24 protein-coding genes and 1 tRNA gene are annotated in these 24571 nt (G+C 39.8%); 13 read left to right on the top strand and 12 right to left on the bottom strand.

Annotated features, from left to right (window positions below):
* Positions 1 to 161: 161 nt before the first annotated feature.
* The 3 genes from FD723_RS08780 (at position 162) to FD723_RS08770 (ending at position 3209) form a co-directional block, all read left to right on the top strand.
* Positions 162 to 2192, top strand: a complete 2031-nt coding sequence (locus tag FD723_RS08780; protein WP_179064989.1) for an FAD-dependent oxidoreductase — start codon at positions 162 to 164, stop codon at positions 2190 to 2192.
* Positions 2193 to 2529: 337 nt separating this feature from the next.
* Complete coding sequence (gene clpS / locus FD723_RS08775) at positions 2530 to 2856, top strand: ATP-dependent Clp protease adapter ClpS (protein WP_179064988.1); 327 nt, start codon at positions 2530 to 2532, stop codon at positions 2854 to 2856.
* 8 nt (positions 2857 to 2864) lie between these two features.
* The gene (locus FD723_RS08770) at positions 2865 to 3209 is read left to right on the top strand and encodes a DUF2103 domain-containing protein (protein ID WP_179064987.1); all 345 of its coding nucleotides are present in this window, start codon (positions 2865 to 2867) and stop codon (positions 3207 to 3209) included.
* Positions 3210 to 3321: 112 nt separating this feature from the next.
* Here the strand turns inward: FD723_RS08770 and FD723_RS08765 are convergent, their stop codons facing one another.
* Positions 3322 to 3642, bottom strand: coding sequence for a hypothetical protein (locus tag FD723_RS08765; protein ID WP_179064986.1), 321 nt, complete (start codon positions 3640 to 3642; stop codon positions 3322 to 3324).
* Positions 3643 to 4090: 448 nt separating this feature from the next.
* On the bottom strand, positions 4091 to 4594 hold the full coding sequence (locus tag FD723_RS08760; protein WP_179064985.1) for a 2TM domain-containing protein: 504 nt from the start codon (positions 4592 to 4594) through the stop codon (positions 4091 to 4093).
* A 292-nt stretch (positions 4595 to 4886) separates the two neighbouring features.
* Between FD723_RS08760 and FD723_RS08755 the strand changes: the two genes are divergently transcribed.
* A complete protein-coding gene (locus FD723_RS08755; RefSeq protein WP_179069084.1) occupies positions 4887 to 5603 on the top strand; it encodes an ROK family protein in 717 nt (238 codons plus the stop codon).
* A gap of 486 nt (positions 5604 to 6089) precedes the next feature.
* Positions 6090 to 6644 carry a peptidoglycan-binding protein gene (locus tag FD723_RS08750; protein WP_179064984.1) on the top strand — a complete coding sequence of 185 codons (555 nt, stop codon included), beginning with the start codon at positions 6090 to 6092 and terminating at the stop codon, positions 6642 to 6644.
* Between the two features lie 46 nt (positions 6645 to 6690).
* On the opposite strand, the gene FD723_RS08745 is transcribed toward FD723_RS08750, so the two are convergent.
* Positions 6691 to 9111, bottom strand: coding sequence for a sucrose synthase (locus tag FD723_RS08745; protein ID WP_179064983.1), 2421 nt, complete (start codon positions 9109 to 9111; stop codon positions 6691 to 6693).
* Positions 9112 to 10070: 959 nt separating this feature from the next.
* Positions 10071 to 10143, bottom strand: a tRNA-His gene (locus FD723_RS08740).
* A 124-nt stretch (positions 10144 to 10267) separates the two neighbouring features.
* Between FD723_RS08740 and FD723_RS08735 the strand changes: the two genes are divergently transcribed.
* The 4 genes from FD723_RS08735 (at position 10268) to cobA (ending at position 13360) form a co-directional block, all read left to right on the top strand.
* A complete protein-coding gene (locus FD723_RS08735) occupies positions 10268 to 10651 on the top strand; it encodes a DUF4359 domain-containing protein (protein ID WP_179064982.1) in 384 nt (127 codons plus the stop codon).
* Between the two features lie 316 nt (positions 10652 to 10967).
* Positions 10968 to 11645, top strand: a complete 678-nt coding sequence (locus tag FD723_RS08730) for a pentapeptide repeat-containing protein (protein ID WP_179064981.1) — start codon at positions 10968 to 10970, stop codon at positions 11643 to 11645.
* A gap of 189 nt (positions 11646 to 11834) precedes the next feature.
* A complete protein-coding gene (locus FD723_RS08725) occupies positions 11835 to 12584 on the top strand; it encodes a sirohydrochlorin chelatase (RefSeq protein ID WP_179064980.1) in 750 nt (249 codons plus the stop codon).
* Positions 12581 to 13360: a uroporphyrinogen-III C-methyltransferase gene (gene cobA, locus FD723_RS08720; protein ID WP_179064979.1), complete on the top strand. Its 780-nt coding sequence runs from the start codon at positions 12581 to 12583 to the stop codon at positions 13358 to 13360. Before FD723_RS08725 ends, cobA begins: the two co-directional genes overlap by 4 nt.
* Before the next feature lie 154 nt (positions 13361 to 13514).
* Here the strand turns inward: cobA and FD723_RS08715 are convergent, their stop codons facing one another.
* From FD723_RS08715 to FD723_RS08695, 5 genes are all read right to left on the bottom strand, one after another.
* Positions 13515 to 14303, bottom strand: a complete 789-nt coding sequence (locus tag FD723_RS08715; RefSeq protein WP_179064978.1) for a COP23 domain-containing protein — start codon at positions 14301 to 14303, stop codon at positions 13515 to 13517.
* Between the two features lie 276 nt (positions 14304 to 14579).
* On the bottom strand, positions 14580 to 14750 hold the full coding sequence (gene psb34 / locus FD723_RS08710) for a photosystem II assembly protein Psb34 (RefSeq protein ID WP_179064977.1): 171 nt from the start codon (positions 14748 to 14750) through the stop codon (positions 14580 to 14582).
* A gap of 305 nt (positions 14751 to 15055) precedes the next feature.
* Positions 15056 to 15907: an S-formylglutathione hydrolase gene (fghA, locus tag FD723_RS08705; RefSeq protein ID WP_179064976.1), complete on the bottom strand. Its 852-nt coding sequence runs from the start codon at positions 15905 to 15907 to the stop codon at positions 15056 to 15058.
* Between the two features lie 139 nt (positions 15908 to 16046).
* On the bottom strand, positions 16047 to 16778 hold the full coding sequence (locus FD723_RS08700) for a bifunctional 2-polyprenyl-6-hydroxyphenol methylase/3-demethylubiquinol 3-O-methyltransferase UbiG (protein WP_256875121.1): 732 nt from the start codon (positions 16776 to 16778) through the stop codon (positions 16047 to 16049).
* A gap of 574 nt (positions 16779 to 17352) precedes the next feature.
* Entirely contained in the window at positions 17353 to 18144 is a 792-nt protein-coding gene (locus tag FD723_RS08695; protein ID WP_179064974.1) for an ion transporter, read from the bottom strand.
* 88 nt (positions 18145 to 18232) lie between these two features.
* On the opposite strand from FD723_RS08695, the gene FD723_RS08690 reads away from it, so the two are divergent.
* Positions 18233 to 18658, top strand: a complete 426-nt coding sequence (locus tag FD723_RS08690) for a nucleoside deaminase (RefSeq protein WP_179069083.1) — start codon at positions 18233 to 18235, stop codon at positions 18656 to 18658.
* A 22-nt stretch (positions 18659 to 18680) separates the two neighbouring features.
* Here FD723_RS08690 and FD723_RS08685 read toward each other — a convergent pair whose 3' ends face one another.
* The 3 genes from FD723_RS08685 to FD723_RS08675 all read right to left on the bottom strand — a co-directional run bounded on the left by FD723_RS08685 (position 18681) and on the right by FD723_RS08675 (position 21367).
* Positions 18681 to 19199: an O-acetyl-ADP-ribose deacetylase gene (locus tag FD723_RS08685; RefSeq protein ID WP_256875120.1), complete on the bottom strand. Its 519-nt coding sequence runs from the start codon at positions 19197 to 19199 to the stop codon at positions 18681 to 18683.
* A 240-nt stretch (positions 19200 to 19439) separates the two neighbouring features.
* The gene (locus tag FD723_RS08680) at positions 19440 to 20102 is read right to left on the bottom strand and encodes a response regulator transcription factor (RefSeq protein WP_179064973.1); all 663 of its coding nucleotides are present in this window, start codon (positions 20100 to 20102) and stop codon (positions 19440 to 19442) included.
* A complete protein-coding gene (locus FD723_RS08675) occupies positions 20102 to 21367 on the bottom strand; it encodes a sensor histidine kinase (RefSeq protein WP_179064972.1) in 1266 nt (421 codons plus the stop codon). The genes FD723_RS08680 and FD723_RS08675 overlap by 1 nt, the downstream gene beginning before the upstream one ends.
* Before the next feature lie 359 nt (positions 21368 to 21726).
* Here FD723_RS08675 and FD723_RS08670 point away from each other — a divergent pair, with 359 nt between their 5' ends.
* The 3 genes from FD723_RS08670 (at position 21727) to FD723_RS08660 (ending at position 24429) form a co-directional block, all read left to right on the top strand.
* Positions 21727 to 22239: a Spy/CpxP family protein refolding chaperone gene (locus FD723_RS08670; protein WP_179064971.1), complete on the top strand. Its 513-nt coding sequence runs from the start codon at positions 21727 to 21729 to the stop codon at positions 22237 to 22239.
* Between the two features lie 72 nt (positions 22240 to 22311).
* Entirely contained in the window at positions 22312 to 22833 is a 522-nt protein-coding gene (locus FD723_RS08665; protein ID WP_256875119.1) for a Coq4 family protein, read from the top strand.
* Positions 22834 to 23619: 786 nt separating this feature from the next.
* A complete protein-coding gene (locus FD723_RS08660; protein WP_179064970.1) occupies positions 23620 to 24429 on the top strand; it encodes a segregation/condensation protein A in 810 nt (269 codons plus the stop codon).
* The last annotated feature ends 142 nt before the right edge of the window (positions 24430 to 24571 follow it).

Genomic DNA, 24571 nt, shown 5'->3' with positions numbered 1-24571 from the left:
GATAATCCATAATTAATTTCACCAGATATCTATTAGGCAAGATGCCCCAAGCTATACTGGCGATCGCTCTATTACGAATGCATTCAATTAGCTTGTAATGAACATTTGCTGAATGCTACCTTCTACAAGGTGACACAGGATTTGGAGCGGTTTTTTTAACAATGAAGCGTAGACATAAGGTAGCTTTTAGCTTAACATCACTGATTGCTCTCAATTTAATATCTAGTTTAATTGTATTTGATAGAGCAAAGGCTGCACCAGCAAGAACTCCAGACAAAAATGTTAATTGCGAGATTTTGGTGGTTGGGGGTGGACTATCTGGTGTCGCCACAGCTTATGAGGGTTTGTTAGCAGGACGAACAGTTTGTCTGACAGAAATTACTGACTGGCTGGGGGGACAAATTTCTGCTCAAGGGACATCTGCATTAGACGAACGCCCAACTCAGCGAGCTCTCAAATTCTATTCTCGTGGCTATCTGGAATTGCGAAACCGCATTGGGCGCAAATACGGTAAGCTTAACCCCGGTGATTGTTGGGTAAGTGAATCTTGTTTTCTTCCCCGCGATGCTCACACTATTTTGAGCCAGATGCTTCAAGATGCCGAAAAGCAGGGCAAAGGAAAGCTGCAATGGTTTCCCAACACGGTAATTAAGGATTTAGAAATTTCTGCTGATGGCAAAATAATTAATGGTGCGATCGCCATTCAACATCAACCACCAAAAGGCGCACCACCTCTTAATACTTTTACTTTATCTCAAAGTATTGAAGATTCTTATAGCTACGAAAACTCATCTCGGTTTACCAAAACTATTCTCCGTTTCATTCCCAAAGCAGCGAAAGAGGATGCTCCTAAATGGTACGTTGTAGATGCCAGCGAAACCGGAGAAATTATTGCCCTTGCTGATGTTCCCTATCGATTAGGCATTGATGCCCGTTCTTACCTAGAACCTTCTGCTTCTGCCACCAACAACGATCCATATTGCCCTCAAGGCTTTACTTATACCTTTGGAATGGAGGCAACCAAGGAACCGCAACCGCAAACAATGCCACCATTTTATTTACAATATGCGCCATATTTCAGCTATGAATTAACGCGACTGGCTAACTTTGATTTAGTTTTTACCTATCGTCGCATTTGGAGTCCAAATCAAGGGAAACCAGCAAAATTCGGCGGTGTAAGTTTTTCTGCGCCTACACCAGGGGATATCTCAATGCAAAACTGGACTTGGGGTAACGACTACCGTCCTGGAACAGCTAGAGATAATTTAATTTATACTCGCCAACAGTTACAAGCTACTGGACAGTTACAACCAGGGGGTTGGATGGGAGGACTACGAACAGAAACCCTCCGCAAGGCTGAAGAAAATGCCCTATCTTTTTATTACTGGTTGGTAAGTGGAACTACAGATTCTCAACTAGGGGATGGTGTCAAGCAGCAGCAAACTAATAATCGCTTTGTTTCCGGTTTAAATTCCCCAATGGGAACAGTGCATGGTTTATCGAAATATCCTTATATGCGAGAAGGACGCCGCATCATTGGCCGCCCTAGTTGGGGACAGCCTGAAGGCTTTACTATCTGGGAAATTGATATTTCTCGCCGAGATTATAATGATGAGTATTATTCCAAGACTCTGCCAGCAGATATGTATCGTCGGCTACGAGCAGCAGTTGCCGGCTTAGAAGCCGTATCAGTAATTGACGGTAAAGTTCCACCAGACAAAGCAATGCGACGGACTCGTTCTACCATTTTTCCCGATGCTGTGGGAATTGGTCACTACGCCATAGATTTCCATCCTTGCATGGTAAATAGTCCTCCAGAAGCCCCTGGAAACACAGAACATCCAGGTGAAAGACGTGGTGCTGGTCAAGCTTATCCCTTCCAAATTGCTCTCAGGGCGATGATTCCCCAGAAAATTGACAATTTGCTAGTAGGAGGCAAAAGCATTGCTACTAGTCATATCGCCTCCGCTGCCTATCGGGTACATTCCTTTGAATGGTCGGCTGGCGCAGCTGCGGGAACTGTTGCTAGTTTTGCCATCAAAAATGCGATCGCACCTTACCAACTAGTTGATAATTTACCTAAACAAGAGCCACAACTAGAAGCACTCAAACGGCTTTTGCAACAAAATGGCAACCCTACCGCTTTCCCAGATACATCTATTTTTAACGAAAACTGGGATAATTGGAAATAGGATATTGGGGACTGGGGATTAGGGATTGGGGACTGGGGATTAAATTCTTTCCAATGCACAATACCTAACTCTAATATCAAGTTCGGGTGATTACTTGTAATAAAATCTATCAATGTAGGTTGAGTTGAAAGCAGTGAAACCCAACGTGAACAAAGATCAAGTGTTGAGTTTTGTTCCTCAACCCAACCTACAAATATTACCAGTGTTTAACCGAACCTGATATAACTCCTAACTCCTAACTCTTAACTCCTAACTTCCCAATCCCCAATCCCCAATCAATGAACTAAACTAGTTACTTGTAGTGTAGTTTTGTAAAATTATCTTGACCAATTGTTGTATGGTTATGACACTTTCAGCAGATGTTTACGGAATGGCTACAGCACCAACTATAGCTCCTGAACGGTCTAGTCAAGTTGTCCGTAAGACTTATCCAAATTACAAAGTGATTGTATTAAACGACGATTTTAATACATTCCCACATGTGGCTGAATGTTTGATGAAATATATTCCGGGGATGAGTGGCGATCGCGCGTGGGATCTGACTAATCAGGTACACTATGAAGGTCAAGCGATCGTCTGGGTCGGGCCCCAAGAACCTGCGGAACTCTATCACCAGCAGCTTCGCCGAGCCGGTTTGACAATGGCACCTCTAGAAGCAGCTTAATTAATATTATGGGCAAACCGACCGTAGATCCTCTCCGCACGGCTTCTCTACGAGACGCTACGCGAACACAAAAAGCTGCTAGACTAGTTTGGAATCACTCGACACATCTTTCTGGTCTGATTCCCATATTAGAACGTCTTTGTCAGCACGATGGTATCCAAACTGTGACGCCAGGAGTGATTGGACGGGCAAAAGGTCACTGTCCAAAAATGCAACTCCGCGTCTCAGTACCGATTCGCGGTGGTTATAAAGTTATCGCACGGCAGGGTAAGACGGTACAAGAAGTATTTATTTTAACGACTTTACCCCAAGATCAATTAGAAACAACATTAGCGATCGCTATGAGATGTTAATCATTCCTCATGCCTTTAAGAGTAATGAGTAATGAGTGGGGATTCGGAACGGTTTCAATGGCTCGCTACCGCTCACGGAACTAGTTTTACCCCATGCCCAATCCTAAAATAACTATTCTTCAACCCGATGTACTGCAAATTTGTGTAGCGGCAAACTAACAATGCAAGAAAAAGTTAAGAAATATGACAGAGCCGTAGTTATTTTCAAAGTCATAAGTACAGATTCCCAGTTGGGTAAAACCATTTTCTCCAGACCAAAAGCTACACAATAAACTAGCCAGTAACTAAAGCTCATTCTGAACAGAATTTGCTCTGTTTCTTCCACATCATTTGTTTGCTGCTGCCCGTCCCATAGTAACAACAGTCCAATAATGCAAGCTACAAAGGAAACAGCAACTACAAATTCGTGACAAAATATATTTAACGAATGCATTTGTGTTTATTCCCACATTTTTCAGTTAAAATTCAGTCTAAAGGAATATTCCTTGCAGAAATACAAATTATTTACAAACCTCAATAGATTCAAGAGCGGTGAGTGAAAAATCTTACCTGACACCCCTCGCCGTGGAAGCCCCTGCTTTCAAGCACGGGGGCAGAGCGTAGGCAAATTTAAACGCCTTTCAAAAAACATTCCTCACTTGTGATGCAGGCGCAAGTGAGGAATACAATTCTTTTGACTTTTGACTTCCGCCTTGCGGTACTAGAGTGTCATGGATCAACAAAAATCAATATGCTTATTACAGCCCACCACAAAAGAGTATGGAGTTTAATCATTTGGAAGTCCCTTGGGTGGAACTTGGAAGTCCCTTAACTTTTAAAATTAAACACCAAAAAATTTGTAGCGCGGCAAGCTTAGTTTCTTGAGACTTAACAAACATTCTCTAAGCCTGTAATGCCTTAAACCACTTATTCAAAACTGTGCTGATGGTTTTTTTAATCTGATGTTTACGACTCCACTTTTGGAATGCCATTTCATACTCTTCACCCTTGATTTGAAAGGTATTCCAAACATCAAGCCCTATAGGCAATCCACAGAATAGCACAATGTACAGTGACCAAGTAATTGCGCCGCCAGTGACTAAATTCACCAGTATAAAAAACCCGTTGAGAATTGCATAATTGCCTAGACGCTTCTGAAATCTTCTGATGCGGTAGGCATCAAAAGCTTTTCGCTGTTGGACTTGTCCATGTTGTACGCTCCAATCGCGTTCTGCTAGTTTTAAAGAATCAGGTGATATTTCTAACTCAGCGGCAATTTCTAATATTTGCTCATAAGAAAATTCTGTATCTTTGTCATCAGCTTGACGAGCGATCGCCAAGTGCAGAATTTGTTGGACATCTTCTTGGCTATACGAGCGGATGCTTTGAGGTTCAAACGCCGTCATAATTCTTTCTCTTATATTACTTTTAATAGAAACTTGCTGCTCAATAGATTTTAAGCAGCTACGCTAGTACTATTTCCATTATTCTTACATTAACAAATCTAGATGCTCTCCTGCATCGAATGTATGAGATTTTTAACTTTTGGCAGGGGTAGGAGGCAGGGGAAGAAGTTCTTTAATTTTGAATTGATTTCTCTCTAGCAATATAAAGACTCTCCAAACATCCAGATATTATCAAATGCAGCAGAGCATAATTAATAACGAAATAGCAGGCATTTATAAGGATGTAGACTCAATGGTTGACGAAAATGGATCGATTCGTACCCTATCGGTTGATATTGGCGGTAGTGGCGTTAAGGCTATGGTTTTGGATATTACGGGGAATCCTGTAACCGAAAGGGCACGTTTAGATACACCTCAACCTGCAACACCAGAGGTTGTAATTAATGCAATTGTTGTGTTGGCAGCGGCTCAAGGTGAATTTCATCGCGTTTCGGTTGGTTTTCCCGGTGTGGTGCGCTGTGGAGTTACAGAAACAGCGGTAAACTTACATCCAGATTGGATCGGATTTGATTTGGAAACAGCATTACTAAAACACTTAAATAAGCCTGTACGGGTGATTAATGATGCAGATATGCAGGGGTTTGGTGCGATCGCAGGTAAAGGTGTGGAATTGGTGATTACTCTGGGTACGGGGTTTGGTTCGGCTTTATTTGTGGATGGGAGACTGGTGCCGAATATGGAAATGGGGCATCATCCGTTTCGGAAAGGAGAGACTTTCGAGCAACAGTTGGGGCGTGCAGAGTTAGAAAAAATTGGCGATAAAAGATGGAATAGGCGTTTAGAAAAAGCGATCGCCTCTTTGCAACATCTATTTAATTATGATTACCTTTACATTGGCGGTGGCGAAGCTGTAAGAGTGAATTTCCAACTACCGTTAAATGTGAAACTCATCCCCAATATCACTGGTTTATTAGGCGGTATTGCTTTGTGGCGAGATGAAAAAAGGTAAAAAGCTTTTCAGTATCCACAACTGGGCATACTAAGCAATGTCTCCGATGGGCTACACCTACAGGGATTTTATCAGAATAATTCAGAACTCAGAAGCGGAGCCGGAGATGCTCCGCCTCCAGTCAGAATTTTGTACGAGTGAGTGATAGCGCAATCCAGTTCAGATAAACCCAAAACACTTGTAGAGACGGCGATTTATCGCGTCTCGATTTGATCGCATTCCCAGACGATCGTATAGTATGTTATTCTCTAAACCGTTGATTTAGATAGTATATCTGATAAATTGACAGCTTGATTAAAGATAAAAAAGCACAAAACTAATGACATGATTCTAATTAGATGGCATCGGAGGTGAGTAAATATGAACATGACAATATTATCTGAAAAAATTAGTACATGACTTTTTTATTTTGTGAGTATGTACTATCCCAGACAGCAGCAATATTGTTGCATAAAATAAATATTTGTTGAAGTAAAATAAACTACAATGACTGAAATTGGCCTGATGATGACGGGCATGTTAACAATCAGACAAGCATCTGGGGCCAGTTTGCCACAGCAGCAATTATTTCAAGTGGAAAATGGACTAAACCAGTCAAAACAGAGTCAGTTAGAGATAATTGCTCAAGTCACGCCACCTGAATTTATGCAGACAAATGAGATTTCCCCAGCTTCTTCCTCAGCGTTAAAAGTAGAGAAAGAAAACATACTTAAGAAAATTAGTAGAAAAAATCAGTTCCTAGTTTCTTCTAACTTCAGTGAGTCTAAAAAGTATTCTCAGTCTGGAGGTAAAATCCGTACAAAGGCTACAGGAAGGTTCCAGAAGTTTAGTAGCCAACCTCTACCAACTCTTTATTTTGGTAGTTCTGGTGTTGCTGTCAGAGCTTTACAACAGCTGTTAGTATCTAACGGTTATGCTGTGAGAGTAGATGGAATTTTTGGCGCACTCACAGAGACGGCTGTCAAAGCCTTTCAAAACCAGCGAAATTTAGGAGTAGATGGAGTAGTTGGTCAGCGAACTTGGGGTGCGTTGACAATTTAGTTATTAGTCATTAGTCATTAGTCATTAGCTAATGACTAATCACAAACTAACGGTGTTTATGCTGCTCTAATAGCTGTTGCGCTCTTGGCTTGTAAATTAAATAGAACAAAGCCTCGATATAGCGCAATAAATCTTCCCGATTTTCTTTTGAGGTAAAGTTCCAGAAGCCATAAATTCGCGCTAATGATAGCAGTTTGGTAGTGTGAATTTTCCAAGTATAGGTAGTGTAAACTCGGTCAATTCCTCGCTGAGAAATTTCATTCCAATAGTTAGGATTTTGTTCGCATTTAGTGATGAAATTGACAATTGTTGTGGCTGTTTCCTCTAAATTTGTCGGGTTAATCAAAAATCCATTCACCTTATCTTGAATAATCTCTAATGGCCCACCAAACTGTGTGGCGAAAGTCGGTAATCCTGAAACCATTGCTTCTAAAATTGTCAAACCAAAAGCTTCAAATAAAGCTGGTTGTACAAAAATTCCTTGATGATCGGCAATGACTCGGTAAATTTCACCGGAATCAGTTTTAGTCAGGCGTACACCCAACCAACGAATCTTTCCGTGGAGATTGTACTGGTCAATTATTTGGTAGAGTTTAATAATTTCGTCGCGTTCTTCGTTGTCGCCTGATTCTTCGACGCGTAATTTACCCGCCACCAAAATTAAATTGCAATGCTCTTGTAATTCTTTACTTTGACCATAACATTCAGCTAAACCTGTGAGGTTTTTGATGTGGTCAAGACGGGCCATTGAGAAGAGAGGGCGCTTATTAAGATCGTCGAGTTTACCAAAGATTTGCGCGGGGTCTTCTAGAGTAAAGAGTGTTTCTGCAAGGCGTTGGCGATCGCTCTCTACGCGGTCTTTATTTCGGATATAGGGAAAGTAATTATTTTCGTTTACTCCAGGGGGTACGACATTAAACTTGGGACTAAATAATTCAATGCCATTGGTTACATGATACAACTCCGGCATAGTGAAGCACTTATAAGATTCGTACTGTCCCACACTATCAGGTGTCCCGACAATTTCTTGGTAGGTGCTGCTAATCACGAAATTGGCAGCGTTCATAGCAATTAAATCAGCAGTGAATTGTAAGGAAAAATGATATTTATCTTCCAAATCTTGCCAGTAGAGGTTACTAAACAAGTATTTAGATTTTTCTAAAGCATGTGCAACGTTACATTGAGTCACTTTCAGCCGTCGCGCCAGCAAGAATGCCACTAAATTTCCATCGGTATAGTTGCCAACTATTAAGTCAGGCGTGCCGTGAAATTCTGCCCGTAGTTCTCTTTCTGAGTCAATGGCGAAAGTTTCTAAATAAGGCCAAAACTCAAACCGGGAAATCCAGTTTTGAGTCATGTTGGGATTAAATTCTCGCAAAGGTACTCGCAAAATCCAAGCGTTTTCACTACCAAGGACTTTTTCTAGCCGTTGATTACAAAGAGTACCATCACTGTTGGGAATCAAACGGGTGAGAATAATTACCTTTGGCTGGACATTCAATCCCTCTAAACCTGCAAGCAGGACATCTTCTTGTAGTTGCTTTTCTAAGCTTTTTGCCTGATCGAGGACGTAAACTACTTGACCACCAGTATCAGGACGCCCTAAAACGCCCTCTTGTCCAAACCAACCATGAGCTGATACCAAGACGATTCTAAAAATCATCGGGACACGAGAGATGAAAGCTTCTAGGGTTTGAGGATCGGGAGAATCAATCAATTCATCGAGAATATTCAGGGTTTCCCGGACTCGCGCTGCGGTGTTACCCCAACCCGGTTCAAAACCCATTGTTTGCAATTGAAACCGGAATTGTTCATAGAGTTCATCGTCGGCGCGATTATTCACAAAATCGATCGCCTTTTTAACTTGCTGAGAAAGTTGCTGCTGCGATTGAATGCGATCGCTGATCAGCAGTTGAATACCGTTGTAGTGGTGCAGGCGCAAGAAATGAAATAAGCTGTCCAGCAATTGTTTGGAGTCTTGAAATAGTTGGCTGGAAAGATAGCGGTTGAGGAATTGCACTCCCTTACCAATATTTTTGGGATCGCGGATGACTGGGGTGTAGTCATAAAACGGGCCAAAATCCAACTCTAGCAAGCCGCCGTCGTTAGGATGAAATTTGTTGACGAGGCGATCGCGCAGATCCAACAAATCCTGCACCGTCATCGACTCGATACTCAAGTCTGAAGTCAACCAATAAACTTCTTGGCTGGCAATCTTAGAACGGATAATGAAACAAAAGTTTGAGTCTTCCTGAATAATTTCCTGAGTATAGTAAATAAGTTTTCCTAACTCAGAGGAAGTGTAAAAAGCTTCAGATTTTTGAGACTTGGAGCAATACTCACCATATACATTGAGTATGTCGTTCCGCAACAAGTACTTCTTTTCTTGTTGGCGTAATTCACTAATAAAGGAACGCAAATCACTTCTTTCTTCACTATCTAAGACTGCTTGAAGCAATTCAGACATGGTAACTCCATTAGATAACGATGTTTGCATTGTTAACTTTTAAGGCTAGACAAATAAGCCTCAACCTTCCTGAAACCGCATATAAACACGAAATAACACAGATAAATCACGTTTATCTGTGTACCTACAAATATCAAATTTTCAGTAGGCACTTAAATCATGTTCTACTTTAACTAAAGTATCTATGGCTCAATATTTTTGGCTCTAACTAAAGGAATACAATTTTTATTCCTTTAGTTAGATGTTAGTAAATAACTGCATAAAAATGACTAGACACAACATATTATGCCCTGATTTTCTTGATATAATTCCCACTATATCATTTATTTCCGTGGATTATAAATTTTTTTTATCAATAGAATAATCTTGATTTGTCATATCTATAATATAAACATAAAAGTTGTTTAAATCTGGTCGATTTATATGGCTACCAATACACATAAATTAACAGCTTCCGACCACAGTATAGGCAATATTCTGATTATCTCTTTACTTGCTTTCTGTGCGTTGACTTTTATCATTCTTTTAGGCATTTTCTAGCAGCTAAGTGTGCGCTTAAAACTTCTGAAACTCAAATTCCTGACTTCTTGGAGAAGTCAGGAATCTTAATATAGCAGTCCTAAATCATTCGCGAATAATAAGATCCTCAACTTCTCAGAGAAGTCGGGCATCTGAGTCTATCGATTTTCACAACTCATTTAGGATTGCCACTTAGCCCGTCTCGTAGAGAAGTAAGATGTCTTACGACATCCTACACCTAATTTTCCTTTATAAATTAGATTTACTTATATATGCCAACTTATTGAATAACATAAACTAATAGATAGTTGTGAGTCTACAACCCTTTTAAGTCCATAAACTTGTAGATGGCAGATCCTTGCTAAAGTAATGGTTATGAATCTTCAAAACCACAATCCACCTTTATATAGGAATGTATGGATCGATATAAAATTATATAGGGCGAACGATGGGACTCGAACCCACGAATGGTGGTACCACAAACCACTGCCTTAACCACTTGGCTACGCTCGCCATTCAACAATTTGAATTATAGCAATAATTTGGCAAGCGATCAAGAGTTTTTCTTCAAGGAACGGATTTAGTTGATTTAGAGTCTCCAGAATCTAACGATTACAATGAATTTTACTTGGCAAATATGAAACCATTGACCATCATCGCGTATACTGGAGCAGCAGTAGGACTTGCCGCCTTGGGTGTGACAATGGCGAAAACCAATCCCAGTCAGGTTGAATACGAAGAATATGCAGTTCAACGGCTGACAAAATACTTAAAAACCGATGTATGTAAAAAAACTACGAATATTATCGAAAATTTAATCCGTTTTAATTGTGATAAGTTGGTTGACTCAGCTAACCCACAAATCCAAGGAATTATTGCTAGGACTACAGAAAGGCAAAATTTTGTTGTTTTTAGTATTTATCGTACAGATTTAAAAATAAATTCTTGGATACCTTCTTACAAATTTGAAACGGTGGGAGCTTTTGATCAATTTTATACTTACACTGCCGAAGAGCAATAAGGTAAGCAGCAGGGGGAGAAGTTAACAATTAAAAATTACTCTCTCTACGAGAGGCTGCGCCAATGCTTAGAGCGAGTATTTCCGAGTCGCGTCTTGATTTTGACCGGAGCTAACGGAAACGTCTCCGGCTCCGCTTCTGACTTCTTCTTTAACCTTCGTTGTGAGCTACTTTTTAGAAGGAGTTGGATTTTTGCTCAACTTAATTTTGTATTAATTTTAGTAAAAATAAGGAAATATATTTTTTACTTGACTATTAAAGGATTCATAACGTATACAGTATTTTATTTTTTAGATGAGATGATTTCAGGTAAAAAATATGTCTAGCAAGCATAGAGCTATTGATCCTCCTAATTTACCTTTATATGAAACAATGAATAAGGGTATACCAGATAACCAATTATATGAATTAGAAAGCTATCAAAATGTACATTTATCAAATTGCCAGATTGAGGGAACAAAAGGAGTAGATTTTCAGTATGCATACTTTGATAATGTTAAATCTATAAATACTTACTTTAAAAAACTTACTCTACAAGATATTAGAATTGCTAAAAGTGATTTTGCCAATACTGAATGGGAAGACGCTTCACTTAATAGAGTTGAATTTATTAACTGTAGATTGCTGGGATTTCAAGCAATAAAGTCCAGATTCAAAAATGTTATTTTTAAAGGCTGTCAAGGACAATTATCACAATTTAATTCAAGTAAATTTGATAATGCTATTTTTGACAATTGTATCCTTGAAGATTCTACATTTATAGAATCTTCTTTGATAAATGTAAAATTTATAAACTGCCAAATGAATAATGTTATCCTTGCTGATGCTAAATTTAAAAATACAGATTTTCGAGGTTCTAATATAGAAGGTTTACAAATTAATATAAATCAGCTTCAAGGTGCAGTTTTAGATATATTCCAAGCGGCTTATATTCTTCAAAGATATGCAAATGTAATAGTTAAAGCTGTTGATGAAGAAACAACGGATAACGCGTAAAAGTTGAAAGTAAGTTTTGATTTGTTGTTGTAAAAGACAACAACTCTACGACATCAGCCTTATCTTTATCCTCTTTTTTAGTGAAGTGTTATTAGTAATTGATAATAATTTCAATAATTACCAGAGTACTTAATTATCCCCAGCTTCATCTTAAAATAAGGATAGTAACTGAGAGTTTAAGCTTTGCCAATGTCATCTGCCTATCTGCTATTGTCTCACGGAAGTCGCGATCGCCGCCCAGAAATTGCTATGCAGCAACTAGCTAGGCTGGTATGTGACAAATTGCCAAAAAACCACAACTCAGTAAATAGCGACGAACATCTGGTTGGCATAGCAGCTTTAGAAATGGGTTCTCAGCCTTTACACGAGCAGATTCAACAATTTGCTAAGAGCGCTTTTGGCGGTCGCAACCGATCTCAAAATGTGAACCGCCTCAAAATTGTACCGCTATTTCTGCTGCCGGGAGTGCATGTTATGTCAGATATTCCCGCCGAAGTAGCACTCGCACAACAGGCTACTGGTGAAGATATCATCATTGAGTTGCAACCATATTTAGGCTCTCACCCCAATTTAGAGAAATTACTGGCCAAGCAAATAGCTACTATAAAAGCAGAAGTATGGATTCTCTTAGCTCATGGTAGCCGTCGCCCAGGTTCACAAGAAACTGTGGAAGCAATAGCGGCGAGGTTGGGAGCCGTGACTGCTTATTGGGCTGGGCCTCCTAGTTTAGAATCACGGGTGAAAGAGTTGGTAACTGCTGGTTATCGGGAAATTGCAATTTTGCCATACTTTTTATTCGCTGGTGGAATAACCGATGCGATCGCCACCTCAATCGAGGCGCTAAAATTACAATTTTCTGCGGTGAATTTCCAATTGGCGCAGCCATTGGGAGCAAGTGCAGAATTAGCCGAGCTAATTTGGGATTTAACAGATAAATGAACCGCACAGAAAAACAGGAGAACAAGTATTTGGGAAAGGTTTATTTAGTTGGTGCGGGGCCAGGAGATCCAGGATTAATTACCCTGAAGGCAAAAGGTTTGTTGGAATGTGCGGATGTAGTTATCTATGATGCCTTAGTCAGTCCGGCAATTTTGGCCATGATTAATCCCCAAGCCGAGCAAATTAATGCTGGTAAGCGTGCGGGGAGACATTCGTTGTTGCAGTCAGAGACAACGCAATTGCTGATTGATAAAGCGCAGGATCATGCAATTGTGGTGCGGCTAAAGGGTGGCGATCCGTTTATCTTTGGTCGCGGTGGCGAAGAGATGGAAGAATTAGTTAAAGCGGGGATATCAGCAGAAGTTGTGCCAGGTATCACATCGGGAATTGCCGCGGCGGCATACTCAGGTATACCTTTGACGCATCGGCTGTATAGTTCATCGGTGATATTTGTAACTGGTCACGAGGCAGCAGGTAAGTATAGACCGATAGTGAATTGGAGTGCGATCGCTCACGGTTCGGAAACTATTGTAATTTATATGGGAATTCACAATCTGCCTTATATTGTGGAACAATTAAGTATCGCTGGGTTGAATTTAGAAACGCCTATTGCTTTGGTGCGCTGGGGTACGCGACCAGAACAAGAAGAATTGATTGGTACTTTAGAAACAATTGTAGAGCAGGTAGAGGAAACTGGATTTAGTGCGCCTGCGATCGCAGTTATTGGACAAGTAGTGAATATGCACAGTATTTTGTCTGGTTGTCGTCCAGTTTAATATTTGGTGCAAAGCTTGTTTCAAGCAAAAGTAAGAGTTATTTTTCTTTAATCAGCACTGAGTAGATAAAAAAGGCGGACAAGATGTCCGCCCCACAATTAGGTAGTTGGATATTTTTATTTGAAAGTTATTTTGTATTAAAAGCCACACTTGCTTACCGGAACTTACCAGGATTTAGACGAGCGCCGCTAGGCTGAGACTGACGACGGATTGCAACTCCCCTCCGCAAATTGTTTCCAGTACCGCCATCTTGGCGATCAAGGAAAGGTTTGAGATTAATTCCACTTCTAGATGAACTAATCCGATTATTACCACTGCCTAGAAGTGTACGTCCTAAATTATATAATTCGCTGCCTCCACTACTGCGATCGCCATAAGTGTTAACAGCTATAGTCTGTTGTCCACTGTCAGCAGTAGTCAAGTTCTGAAAAATACTATTGCGGATAACATAGGGATCTTTCCCACGCGGGACTGTCAGCACAATTCTACAGCTTGGATTCGCTTCAGTTGTAACGCAGACAATATTTTCGTTATTTTCGACAGCTGTCTGAAGTTCTTGTAAACCATCTGGGCGATAAAGTTCTAAACGACTGGCAATTGCTGCACAACGCCTTTGTGCATCCCAACCACCACCCAAAGCCGCCGGTGCAGCCCAAGGAAAGAATTGTCCTGGTTGACTTTGTGGCTGATACATGACAGTGTACTGACCATTGTAAGACTGACAGGTAAACCGAGTTGCAGTGTCAGTTGAGGGTGAAGATGGTATACCTGTCGACGTGTCTATTGGAACTGGTGTTGATGTATCACCCGATGGTACTGTAGGCACTACTACACCGTCGCCACTAGTACCAGTATCATATTGCGCCATTGCTGCGGAATTGCTCAGACACAAAGATAAACCAAGAACACCCAAAGACATAAATCTCAGCAGTTGTGATGGCATAAATCATCCTCCAGTATAAATCGGTAGGGAATTGATAGTTTAAGTGACGAATAATTCTGTTTTTTGATTCATCAAAAACGTTATTTTTTTCTTCTCTTACTTTTTTCTCTTCGAGTAGCTTTTTCAGACGTGCTTGAATGTCTCTATGATGCCCCATTCCTTCGTAGGCTGTTGTTTGGGATGGCTAAAAACGCAAAAAACCCCGGCTAAATTAGCCGGGGTAAGTCGAGAAGTGAGATTGACGATGAGATACAGCGATACTGAAATCGAAAAATCCTAGCTAACGTTCAAACCAACCAAAACTAAAGTGGTGACGATTAAAGTGGCAAAAAGACCTTGTAAAACGTATCTACGTTGTTCCCAAATTGCTGGGTACTCAGCGTAGTACATCTGGGGTTCAGCTGCGTAGTTGTTGAGGATGCCGTCTTCGTTAATGGTGGTGTACATAATTTTTTCTCTTCTTTGTTAACTTATGTAACCAAATATAACTGTTTTGTTACAAATCGTCAACATGGCTTGACAAAAAAAGATTAATGATATTCATAAAGCTGACTTATCACGGGATCTGGAAAACCTCGCTTCCATTCCTAAAGGCTATAAAAATTAAGGAAAGTGTCAAATCTGAATTCCTTTTTTCTGATCTGGTTTTTTAAGGGAACTCCAAGAAATAAATTATCCAATATTGTGGGGTGGGCGAGCGCCATATAAACTAGGCGCTCGCCCACCCCCACAAGAGTTAATTGAGTATTTTGTTATTTGGAAGTCCCTAAAGCGATCGCATGGTGGCGGATATGATCTTCAATAAAACTGGCGATGAAATAATAACTGTGGTCATAGCCTTCTTGGTAACGCAAGTTTAGCGGCTGGTTAACATCTGCACAAGCTTGTTCAAATACCTCTGGCAGTAATTGTTCAGCTAAAAATTTATCAGCAGTCCCCTGGTCAATGAGAATTAGACTGTGATAGCCTACTTGCTTAACTAGTTCACTAGCATCATAAGCACGCCAACTTTCTTGATTGCTACCAAGATAACCACTGAAAGCCTTTTGACCCCAAGGACAACGCATAGGTGCAGTGATTGGTGCAAAAGCTGATACTGATTTATAGAGTTCTGGGTTTCTCAACGCACAAACTAGCGCCCCATGTCCCCCCATCGAATGACCGAAAATACCTTGTTTTTCAGGTTGGATAGGAAAGTTGGCGGTAATTAAAGCAGGTAATTCCTGGACGACATAACTATACATTTGGTAGTGTTGACGCCACGGTTCTTCTGTAGCATCAACATAAAAGCCTGCACCAGTGCCAAAGTCCCAGTCATCATCCTCACCTACAATGCCAGTATTACGCGGACTAGTATCTGGTGCAACCAATATCAAACCATATTCAGCCGCCAAGCGATGTACTCCTGCCTTCGCCATAAAATTCTCTTCCGTGCAAGTTAAACCAGAGAGAAAATAGAGAATCGGCACAGGATTTTGAGTTGCTTGTGGCGGTTGATAGATGGTAAAGCGCATTTCACCGTTACAGGTGGAGGAGTGATGACTGTAAAAACCGAGTTTGCCACCAAAGCTTTTATATTCTGAAATGAGATCGAGGTTAGGCATTGATTATATTCTCTGATTATGAATACATTGGATTTGCTATCTGTAAAATAACGCTGGAAGCGGGGCGTTCAAAGAGGAAAATCTAAGCGATCGCATGAACTAACCACCGCTCACACTGAACTTAGGATTATAATGAGCTTTATTTATAAATGCATAATAATCTTGAGGCATCAAAGTTATCGTCGCGGTAGAGGCATTCAAACTTATTGAAACCTTGTTTTTGAGATATCTCATATAAAGTTTGTTGCGTTTCTGGAAAATCATATAAGGAAATATGATTTTCAATCATTGAATAGTCTTGCGCTGTGAGTGTAGAGCAATATTTCGCTAAATTATCTCGGTATCGTGTAAGATAGGTTTCTCGATCTTCTTCTTCTCTACGAAAAACATCAATAAGAATAAAAACACCACCAGCTTTAAGAAGGTGTTTCAGTTGACTAATAAAATCTTCTTTTTGCTCAAGTTGGAAGTGGTGAAGAGCAAAAGAAATGAGAATAACATCAAACTTATCCTCTTGAATGTGAGGGTTAATCAATTCAGAATCTAATTGAGAAAAATCCCCTTGAATAAAGGTTGATTTGCATGGAATTATGGCCATATTTTCTCTAGCAATTTCTAATGCTTGCGTGGAAAGGTCTACACCTTTATAAGCAGCAATATTGGTGTTTAATAAAGCTTGAGCAGTGAAGCTGGCATCGCCACAGCCAAAGTCAAGCATTTTAAAGGCTTGTGGAAAGTAATTAACTAAGAAGTTGTGCAAGATGTTGTAAATATCACGATGTTTCATGAAATTTTCATTGAGTAACTTCTGATAAACTTTCCATTGTTCGTTGAATAACTCTTGAGGGCGCAAGGATTCCTCATCAGTCATTTGGAGTTGTCTGTTTCCTGACATTTTGCTTATTTCCTTAATGTGACAGTTTTGTGAAATCAAGGTTGATGCTGGTTAGTTATTTCTGGAGTTTAGACTAAAATCTTAGACTTTTAACAAAAATATATGTTCACGAGCAAGTTTTTTGGACAGCGAAATTAGCAGAACTTAACAGCAACATGATGCAAATGTCAGTGAAATGCAGCGTTGTATATTTGCAGTCAAGAAATTGGAGCATTAAGAGGATGTTTGAAAAGCGAATAGAATGATGCCTCCGGCACGCCAAGGGCGAACGCTACTACACAAACCAAGTCCACCTGCGTGGACTAATATAAAATCAAGGGTTTTGCCTGTGTAGCTGCGATTTCTAATCGCTGAGGCAAGTCAGAAATTAGACTTTCAAACAACCTCTAAGAGTACTCCAAGTAAAAATGCCCAATTGTCATTGCGAACGCTCCGCTCTCTACGAGACGCACTCGCGTTCGTAATGACGGGTTTTGGATCGTTTATTTTTTGGAACACTCTAAGAGGATCTCTACATGGAACCCGATCAAATTTGGAGTGCGATCGCACCTCAATCAACCCTGCGACTAGGTAACTTAGTCCCGCATCTTTTACAAAACCCAGCATCTAGATCGTGGAAAGTCAAACCACAACCTGCACAAACTGTTTCTACCTGATTAGCAGTTTTTACCACTCGCTTAATTAAATCTCCCACTTGCCAAGGAATCAGTGCAATTCCTGTAAAAATCATCAATACTGTAAGCAAGCGTCCTAATTCAGAAATTGGAATCACATCGCCAAATCCGACAGTTGTCATGGTGACAACTGAGAAATAAAAGGCATCCAAAAAAGTACCGTAATTTTGAGGATTAACTGGATGTTCGACTTGATAAATTAAACCAGAGTAAATAAAAACAATTGCAAATAATGTAAATAATATTCGCGCAAAAATCATGCCATCTTCGGTGCTGATACTGGCGAATAAAAACTTTCTATCAATAAATCTAATTAATCGTAAAATCCGAAACCATCTTAGTAGACGGATAAAACTAATATCTACCATTCCAAGAAAGAATGGTAAAATCGCCATTAAATCAATAATTGAATAAAAGCTAAAAACATACTTAATTTTATTTTCTGCACTCCAAAGACGGAGCAAATATTCCACCGCAAAGATGATGACGATCGCAGTATCAGCGACATTTAACTCAAACCGCATATAATCAGGAATATTATATGTTTCTGCCACAAAAATTCCTGATGATATTAACACCAAAGAGGCAAGTGTTAAATTAATTACTTTACCGATTGGTGTTTCTAGGTCTTTCAAGTAAAACTCTGTTTCTTGTCTGCTCAGTAACATATTCGACCATTAATACATCTTAATTCCCAGTTATAGCATTAGAAATACGATATTATTAATCATTATCCTTATGTTAACCCCAGCTTATATGAATCCAGAATATTTTATGCGTTTAGCTTTGGCAGAAGCAAAAGAAGGCGATGCGCCTTACGGTGCTGTGATTGTTAAAGATAACGAAGTCGTAGCTGTAGCTCATAATACTGTGAGGAGAGACAACGATCCATCAGCCCATGCGGAAATTAACGTCATTCGTAGTTTAACAGCTAAACTTAAAAACCCATCTTTAGAAGGTTATAGCATATATACAACTGGTGAACCTTGTCCGATGTGTGCAACTGCTTGTGTTTGGAGTGGTTTATCAGAAATCGTATATGGTGCTTCAATTCAAGATTTAATAAGTGTAAATCAATCACAAATTAATATATCTTCTGAAGAGGTAATATCCAAGTCATTTAGGAACATCAAAGTTACAAAAGGTGTTTTAAAAAATGAATGCTTGGAGTTATTTAAATAAGCTATCAAAAAAATTAATTGCATCAATGTGTAAGTCCTAATATATTCGTATATATCTCATAGTTTTCTGAGTCATAGCAGCAAAAAATTATTCTTTGTGGACGACCATTTTTTTGTAGCTGTTCATCGCATATTTTCACTGCTACCTCAGCCGCTAAAGCTTTAGGATATTTATAAATCCCAGTACTAATGCAAGGAAATGCCAAACTATTAAACTCTTTATCTGCGGCAATTTGCATACATTTATAGTAACATTGGGCTAGAAGTTCAGGTTCTCCGTAATTACCTCCTCGCCATACAGGGCCTACGGTATGAATGATGAAGTTTGCGGGTAAGCGATATCCTTTGGTTAGTTTAGCATCGCCAATCTTACATCCTCTAAGTGACTTACACTCATCAACTAGGTCTGATCCAGATGCCTTGTGTATCGCTCCATCTACGCCGCTACCACCAAGTAGACTAGTATTTGCAGCATTGACGATGGCATCAACTTCTAGTTTTGTGATATCACCCAAAATCACTTCCATAAAACAATTAAGCATAATCAAGACTAATCTACATACTACGATTGTATTATGTAGATGTCCACCATACAATCTTAGCTTCAAGCTTACCGATAAGTCTGCTTAAAGTGATGAGCGATCGCAAATAATGGTAGGTTTGCAATTTCTAGCGATCGCCTAATTTTTTATGATTTATTCAATCATTTTTTGTCTACTTTATTGATGCTAAGTTATGATTTTTTATTTGTATCAGTAGCTAGGTAAAGAATTACAAATTATTTAATTTGGCTCATTTAAATAGGATAAATAGGTATTTGCCCAAATAGCAGCTTGGGTGCGATCGCGCAAATTCAATCTGTTTAAAATATTTGTCACATGATTTTTCACCGTCCCCTCAGAAATGTAGAGTTCCTGAGCAATTTCTCGGTTACTAGCGCCTGTTGCAATTAACCGTAAAACCTCTTTTTCTCTAGGAGTAAGTTCAGCTAAACTAGATGGTACAGGCGGGGACTGGATTAGTGCAGGATGAGAAAATTGAGTTAACAGCTTTTTAACTATACCTGGGCCTAAGTGAGTATATCCTTTATGAACAGCACGAATAGCAACAGCTAATTCTTCTGATGGTGTATCTTTCAATAAATAACCCATTGCTCCATGTTTCAAAGCTGCTGACACATATTCATCATCATCAAAAGTTGTCAGTACTAAAATCTTACTTGTGGGAAAACGTTTTTGAATCTCTCGCGTGGCTGCAACTCCATCCATAATTGGCATTCTGATATCTAGTAAGATGACATCTGGCTGAAATTTCGCAACCAAATCAATCGCCTGTTCACCGTTTTCTGCTTCTCCAACTATCTCTAAATCTGGTTCTAGTTCCAATAACGCTCTTAATCCTTGACGAATTAAACTTTGGTCATCTACCAGTAATACTTTAATCATTATGTCAACCTTGCTAATGGAATATTAACTGTAATTTTACAACCCGAACCAAGAGCGCTATTAATATTAAAGTTACCTCCAAGTGCTAGAGTGCGATCGCGCATACTATGAAGTCCAAAACCAGTAGTATTTTGCCCTAAATGAAAACCTTTACCATTATCCTGAATTATCAATCGCAAATTGCCTTTTGTCGTCGTAAGTTCCAATTTAACCTCTGTCGCATCTGCATATTTAGATATATTTGTCAAAGATTCTTGAGTAATCCGGTAAATAGCGGTATTGATTTCAGGTGGTAGAGAATATTCCAGGTTAATTTGGTAAATTGGTAAAATCCCGTTTGAGCGATAAAAATTTTCTGAAAGACTAGCGATCGCGCGTTCTAAAGATTGCTCTTGTAAGGGATTAGAACGCATAGTAGAAACAGATTGGCGAACATCTTTTAGTGCTTTTGAACCTAATTCTTTTGCGGTTGCGAGAAATGTTTCAGCCTTACCTGGGTTAGATTGCCATAGTTTTAAAGCAGTTTCTAATTGCAGATTTAAAGCAGTTAGAGAATGTCCTAATGAATCATGAATTTCACGAGCAATTCGATTACGCTCTTCTAAAGTAGCTTGATTCTCAATTCGCATCGCATATTGACGGAGCTTTTCATTCGCGATCGCCAACTTTTCTCGACTATGTCGTTCAGATAAAACTGCATTCATCATTAACAAAACAAAAACCAAGCTTAAGCCAAATACCAGCGACGAATTCAAAATCAAAAATCGATATCGTTCTTGTGCTTGTGGTGATGCTTGAAAATTGAATAACTGGTATTTGAGTTGTGTCGTCAAAAGAAATAAGCTAAACGATAAAGTTGTAACGAATAAACGCCCAGGCAACTGAAAAATTAGACAACTGCGAGTAACTAAAATTATATATAAAAAAGGAAAAAGCCGAGCAAACCTTTCACCAAAAAGTCCAGTTGTTAAAATCAATAAAATTTCAACAGTTATGTAGATAACCTTATTTATCTGGTTACTCCTGGGTAATCTTAAGCCCATTAATGCAAAAATAATCAGACTATAAATTGATAATTCTGGTAATATGCTACAAACTGACAATTCGGGAAATACACCACAAATCGATAGTTCTGGAGGCTTGGGACGAAATTGCCGTAATGGAGGTGGTATAACTGCTGTCAATGCAGTGATCGCTAATAGTGTCCACTCCAGATAAAGCAGAGACGGGAAAGGATGTTTATAAATTTGAATTTGACGATTCATTAATCGCTTCACTCCAGTTATGAATGAGTTAATAGTTAAGAGTTTTGAATGCAATTTGAGCAGCAGTTTCCGGCGTTTAAACTTTTCGCTGACTGAGTAATTAAGACTAAATGCAGGATATCAGAATATTACGTAATCATCTAAATAAAGATTTATCATAATCCTCAATTATTTGGTAAATCATTCCAAACTCTTAACTTACCACTCGCCACTCCTAACTATTTATTGTCAATCATATTTGTCAAAATTCAATCATGACTAAAGTCATGGGTATAACCATGACTTTCTCCTCATGTAACTACTAAAGATAAGTTCTTATGATAGTGGCATCCAACCAGGAAAAACCCACGAGATAAGTAATGAAACTCAAAGTATTATCGCTAGTTGCTGGAGCGATCGCCTTAACTTTAACTGCAACCTCCTTTGCTGTTCACGCCCAAACAGCCTCTCCTTCAACCATCTTACTTGCACAAACTCCCCAAAAAGAAAGAGGCCCTTGGAAAGACTTAGGTCTAACAGATGCCCAAAAAACCCAAATTCAGACAATTCGCCGTGATAGCCGCACCAAAATTGAAGCAGTTTTCACCCCAGAACAAAAAGCAAAATTAGAGGCAGCGAAACAAGCACGTCGGGCTGAGTGGGAAGCACGTAAAGCTCAAGGGCAAACAGGTCAAGGTCAACGGCAACCAGGACAGCATCATGGTCGCAAAAAAGGTGATTTTGCTGACTTAAATCTGAGTGAAATACAGAAAAACCAAATCAAACAAATCCGCGAGTCTGAAAAACAACAAATTCAAGCAGTCTTCACCCCCGAACAACTGCAAAAAATACAGCAACTCCGTCAAAATCGTCAACAAAGAAATCCTGGATAATACCCAATCTTTGAAGAAGTATTTAATAAGTCCGAGATGGGCAGTGTTGCCCATCTCATCCCACAATAGATTATGATGCAACCACTGACTGCTTCCCCAAATCCCGCTCCTCGTCTGCAACAAGTTTTAGATATACTCGATCGCATCGCTAAAGCACAGGGGCGAGATGTTCCCCAAATTGTAGAAATAGAGAAATTGCGTTTCCTCTCTACTGGCACTTTTGGCAGAACTTGGGCAGACTTCCTCACTGCACACAATTTAAAACCCTTTACTACAGGTAGCCGCCGTAAACAACTCCATGATGGGGTTCACGTCCTTACAGGCTATGACACAGACTTCATTGGTGAAGCAGAAGTACAGGCATTTTTATTAGGAACCAAATTTAGCATAACTAACTTGATGCTAGGGCTAGGACTGTTGCGAGTTATTCATAAAAACCGAAATTATCGACAACAATTTACCTCGGAAAAACTTTGGCAAGCATACCAACGCGGTTGTCACTCCCACTTTGACCCAGATACTTGGCAACCAGAATTACTCTGGCACTTACCCTTGGCTGATGTCCAGGCATTGTTTTCCATAGTCAAAAATTAATAGACTTCTTGCAGAAGATGCGGAAAGGGGAAAAACTTCATCCCCTTTCCCTTTCCCAATTTTATTGAAAATAATAGATCGCAAAGATCCGATAAATCGCCGTCAAGATTGATCGTTGTAAAGACGGCTATTCATCGCGTCTCTTAGACCTCTTGCAAAAGTGCCTTTTGCACTCTTGTCGGGAAAGGGGAAAGGAAAATTCTATCCCTTTTCCCTTTAACCCTTACCCTTTACCCGACTTATGCAAGAAGTCTCTTGTCTTAACCCCTCGTTCCCAGTCTGAAAACTGGAAATGTATTAGACATCTGGTGAAAATGAATTGTTTTGACGTAGTAGTGCTACGTCTCTACAAGGATTCTGGATAATGCATATTTAATTTCTGGAGATGTCTATTCCCAGAGGGCTGCTGCCTCTGGTCAGTCCAAGGTCTGTGTCTTAACTTAATGCCATTCCGAACAGTATTGTCTCCACCTGTCCCAATACAGTTCAGTTAAGCTTTTTTCTCTCCCCCTGCTTCCCCTGCCTCCCCTGCTCCCCCTGCCTGCCTTAACAGATAAATTTGCTTAACCCAAGCTGCCATCTGTCCCAGATTTAGGTAGCTCATGTTGCTCACCCCACAAGAAAATTTGGGATGTTTTTTTATTGACTGGAAGTCACGAGTGTGCGGCTTGCGGAAATCAAGAGTTGCACAATCCGATCTCACAATTCACAATGGTGATTGATTATAAATTTTAGAGGATACTGCCACCAGGCAATTCCTGTCATTAATTAACTTAGAACCCGTTAATGGAAGCTTCCGAGCTATTAGAAACAATCACATTCTTGATTTACCAAGCCGAGCAGGGGGAAATTGATCCTTGGGATGTCCAAGTGATTGAGGTGATTGACCGTTACTTAGAACTGATGGCACCGGGGGCAATAACAAGAGGCTACGAAGCGGACTTGTCTCAATCTGGACAGGCTTTTTTATCAGCGTCAATGCTGGTATTATTCAAAGCCAACACCTTGATGCAATTGTCAACTATAGGAGATGCACAAGATGGTGTAGAAGATGATGCCCTATTGGAAGGTGAAGACGGTGTATCACATCAAGGTCATCGTCTGCCATTAGAACGGCAATTGCGTCGTCGTCCAGCGGCAATGCCGCCACCAAAGCGTCGGGTGACTCTGCAAGAGTTAATTGAGCAATTGCAGATCATGGCTAACCAACTGAAACTGGTAGAAAAAGTCAGTAAACCTATCCGTCCCAGGCGTCAGCCTAGCGTCCAAAGTATGCGGGAGGCGCTGGAGTTAGCTCACCAGGAAAATCTGACAGAAGTCGCTGGAGAGCTAGAGCAGGTGTTGAGACTGTCAGCAAGAGACCTAAGTTTAGAACAAAATTGGTTGAATTTAGAACAACTTGTAGAATTGTGGACTCAGACAAAGCTTCTCAACCAAAATGGGTCTGGACATGAGTCTAAACAAAGTCAACTAGTTGGTGTTTTTTGGGCACTACTACTACTCTCGGCTCAATCGAAAGTAGAGCTATTTCAAGAGGAGTTTTACCATGAGATTAAAATTCGCTTACTTAAACCCCTTGAACACCCAATGAACTAAGAAAGCTAAAAGTAGCCCTATATCCCTACAGATAATTTACAGATTTTTGATTCAGCCCCAAAATCCGAGTAAATTGAAAGGATAAGCGATCGCTTGTCATCTAAGTATAACGATGGTTGCAATAACCACTAAATTACTGTTA

Origin of the sequence: Nostoc sp. C052 (genome assembly GCF_013393905.1) — a bacterium.
Lineage (GTDB): Bacteria > Cyanobacteriota > Cyanobacteriia > Cyanobacteriales > Nostocaceae > Nostoc.
This window is presented reverse-complemented; position numbering and strand designations above follow the sequence as displayed.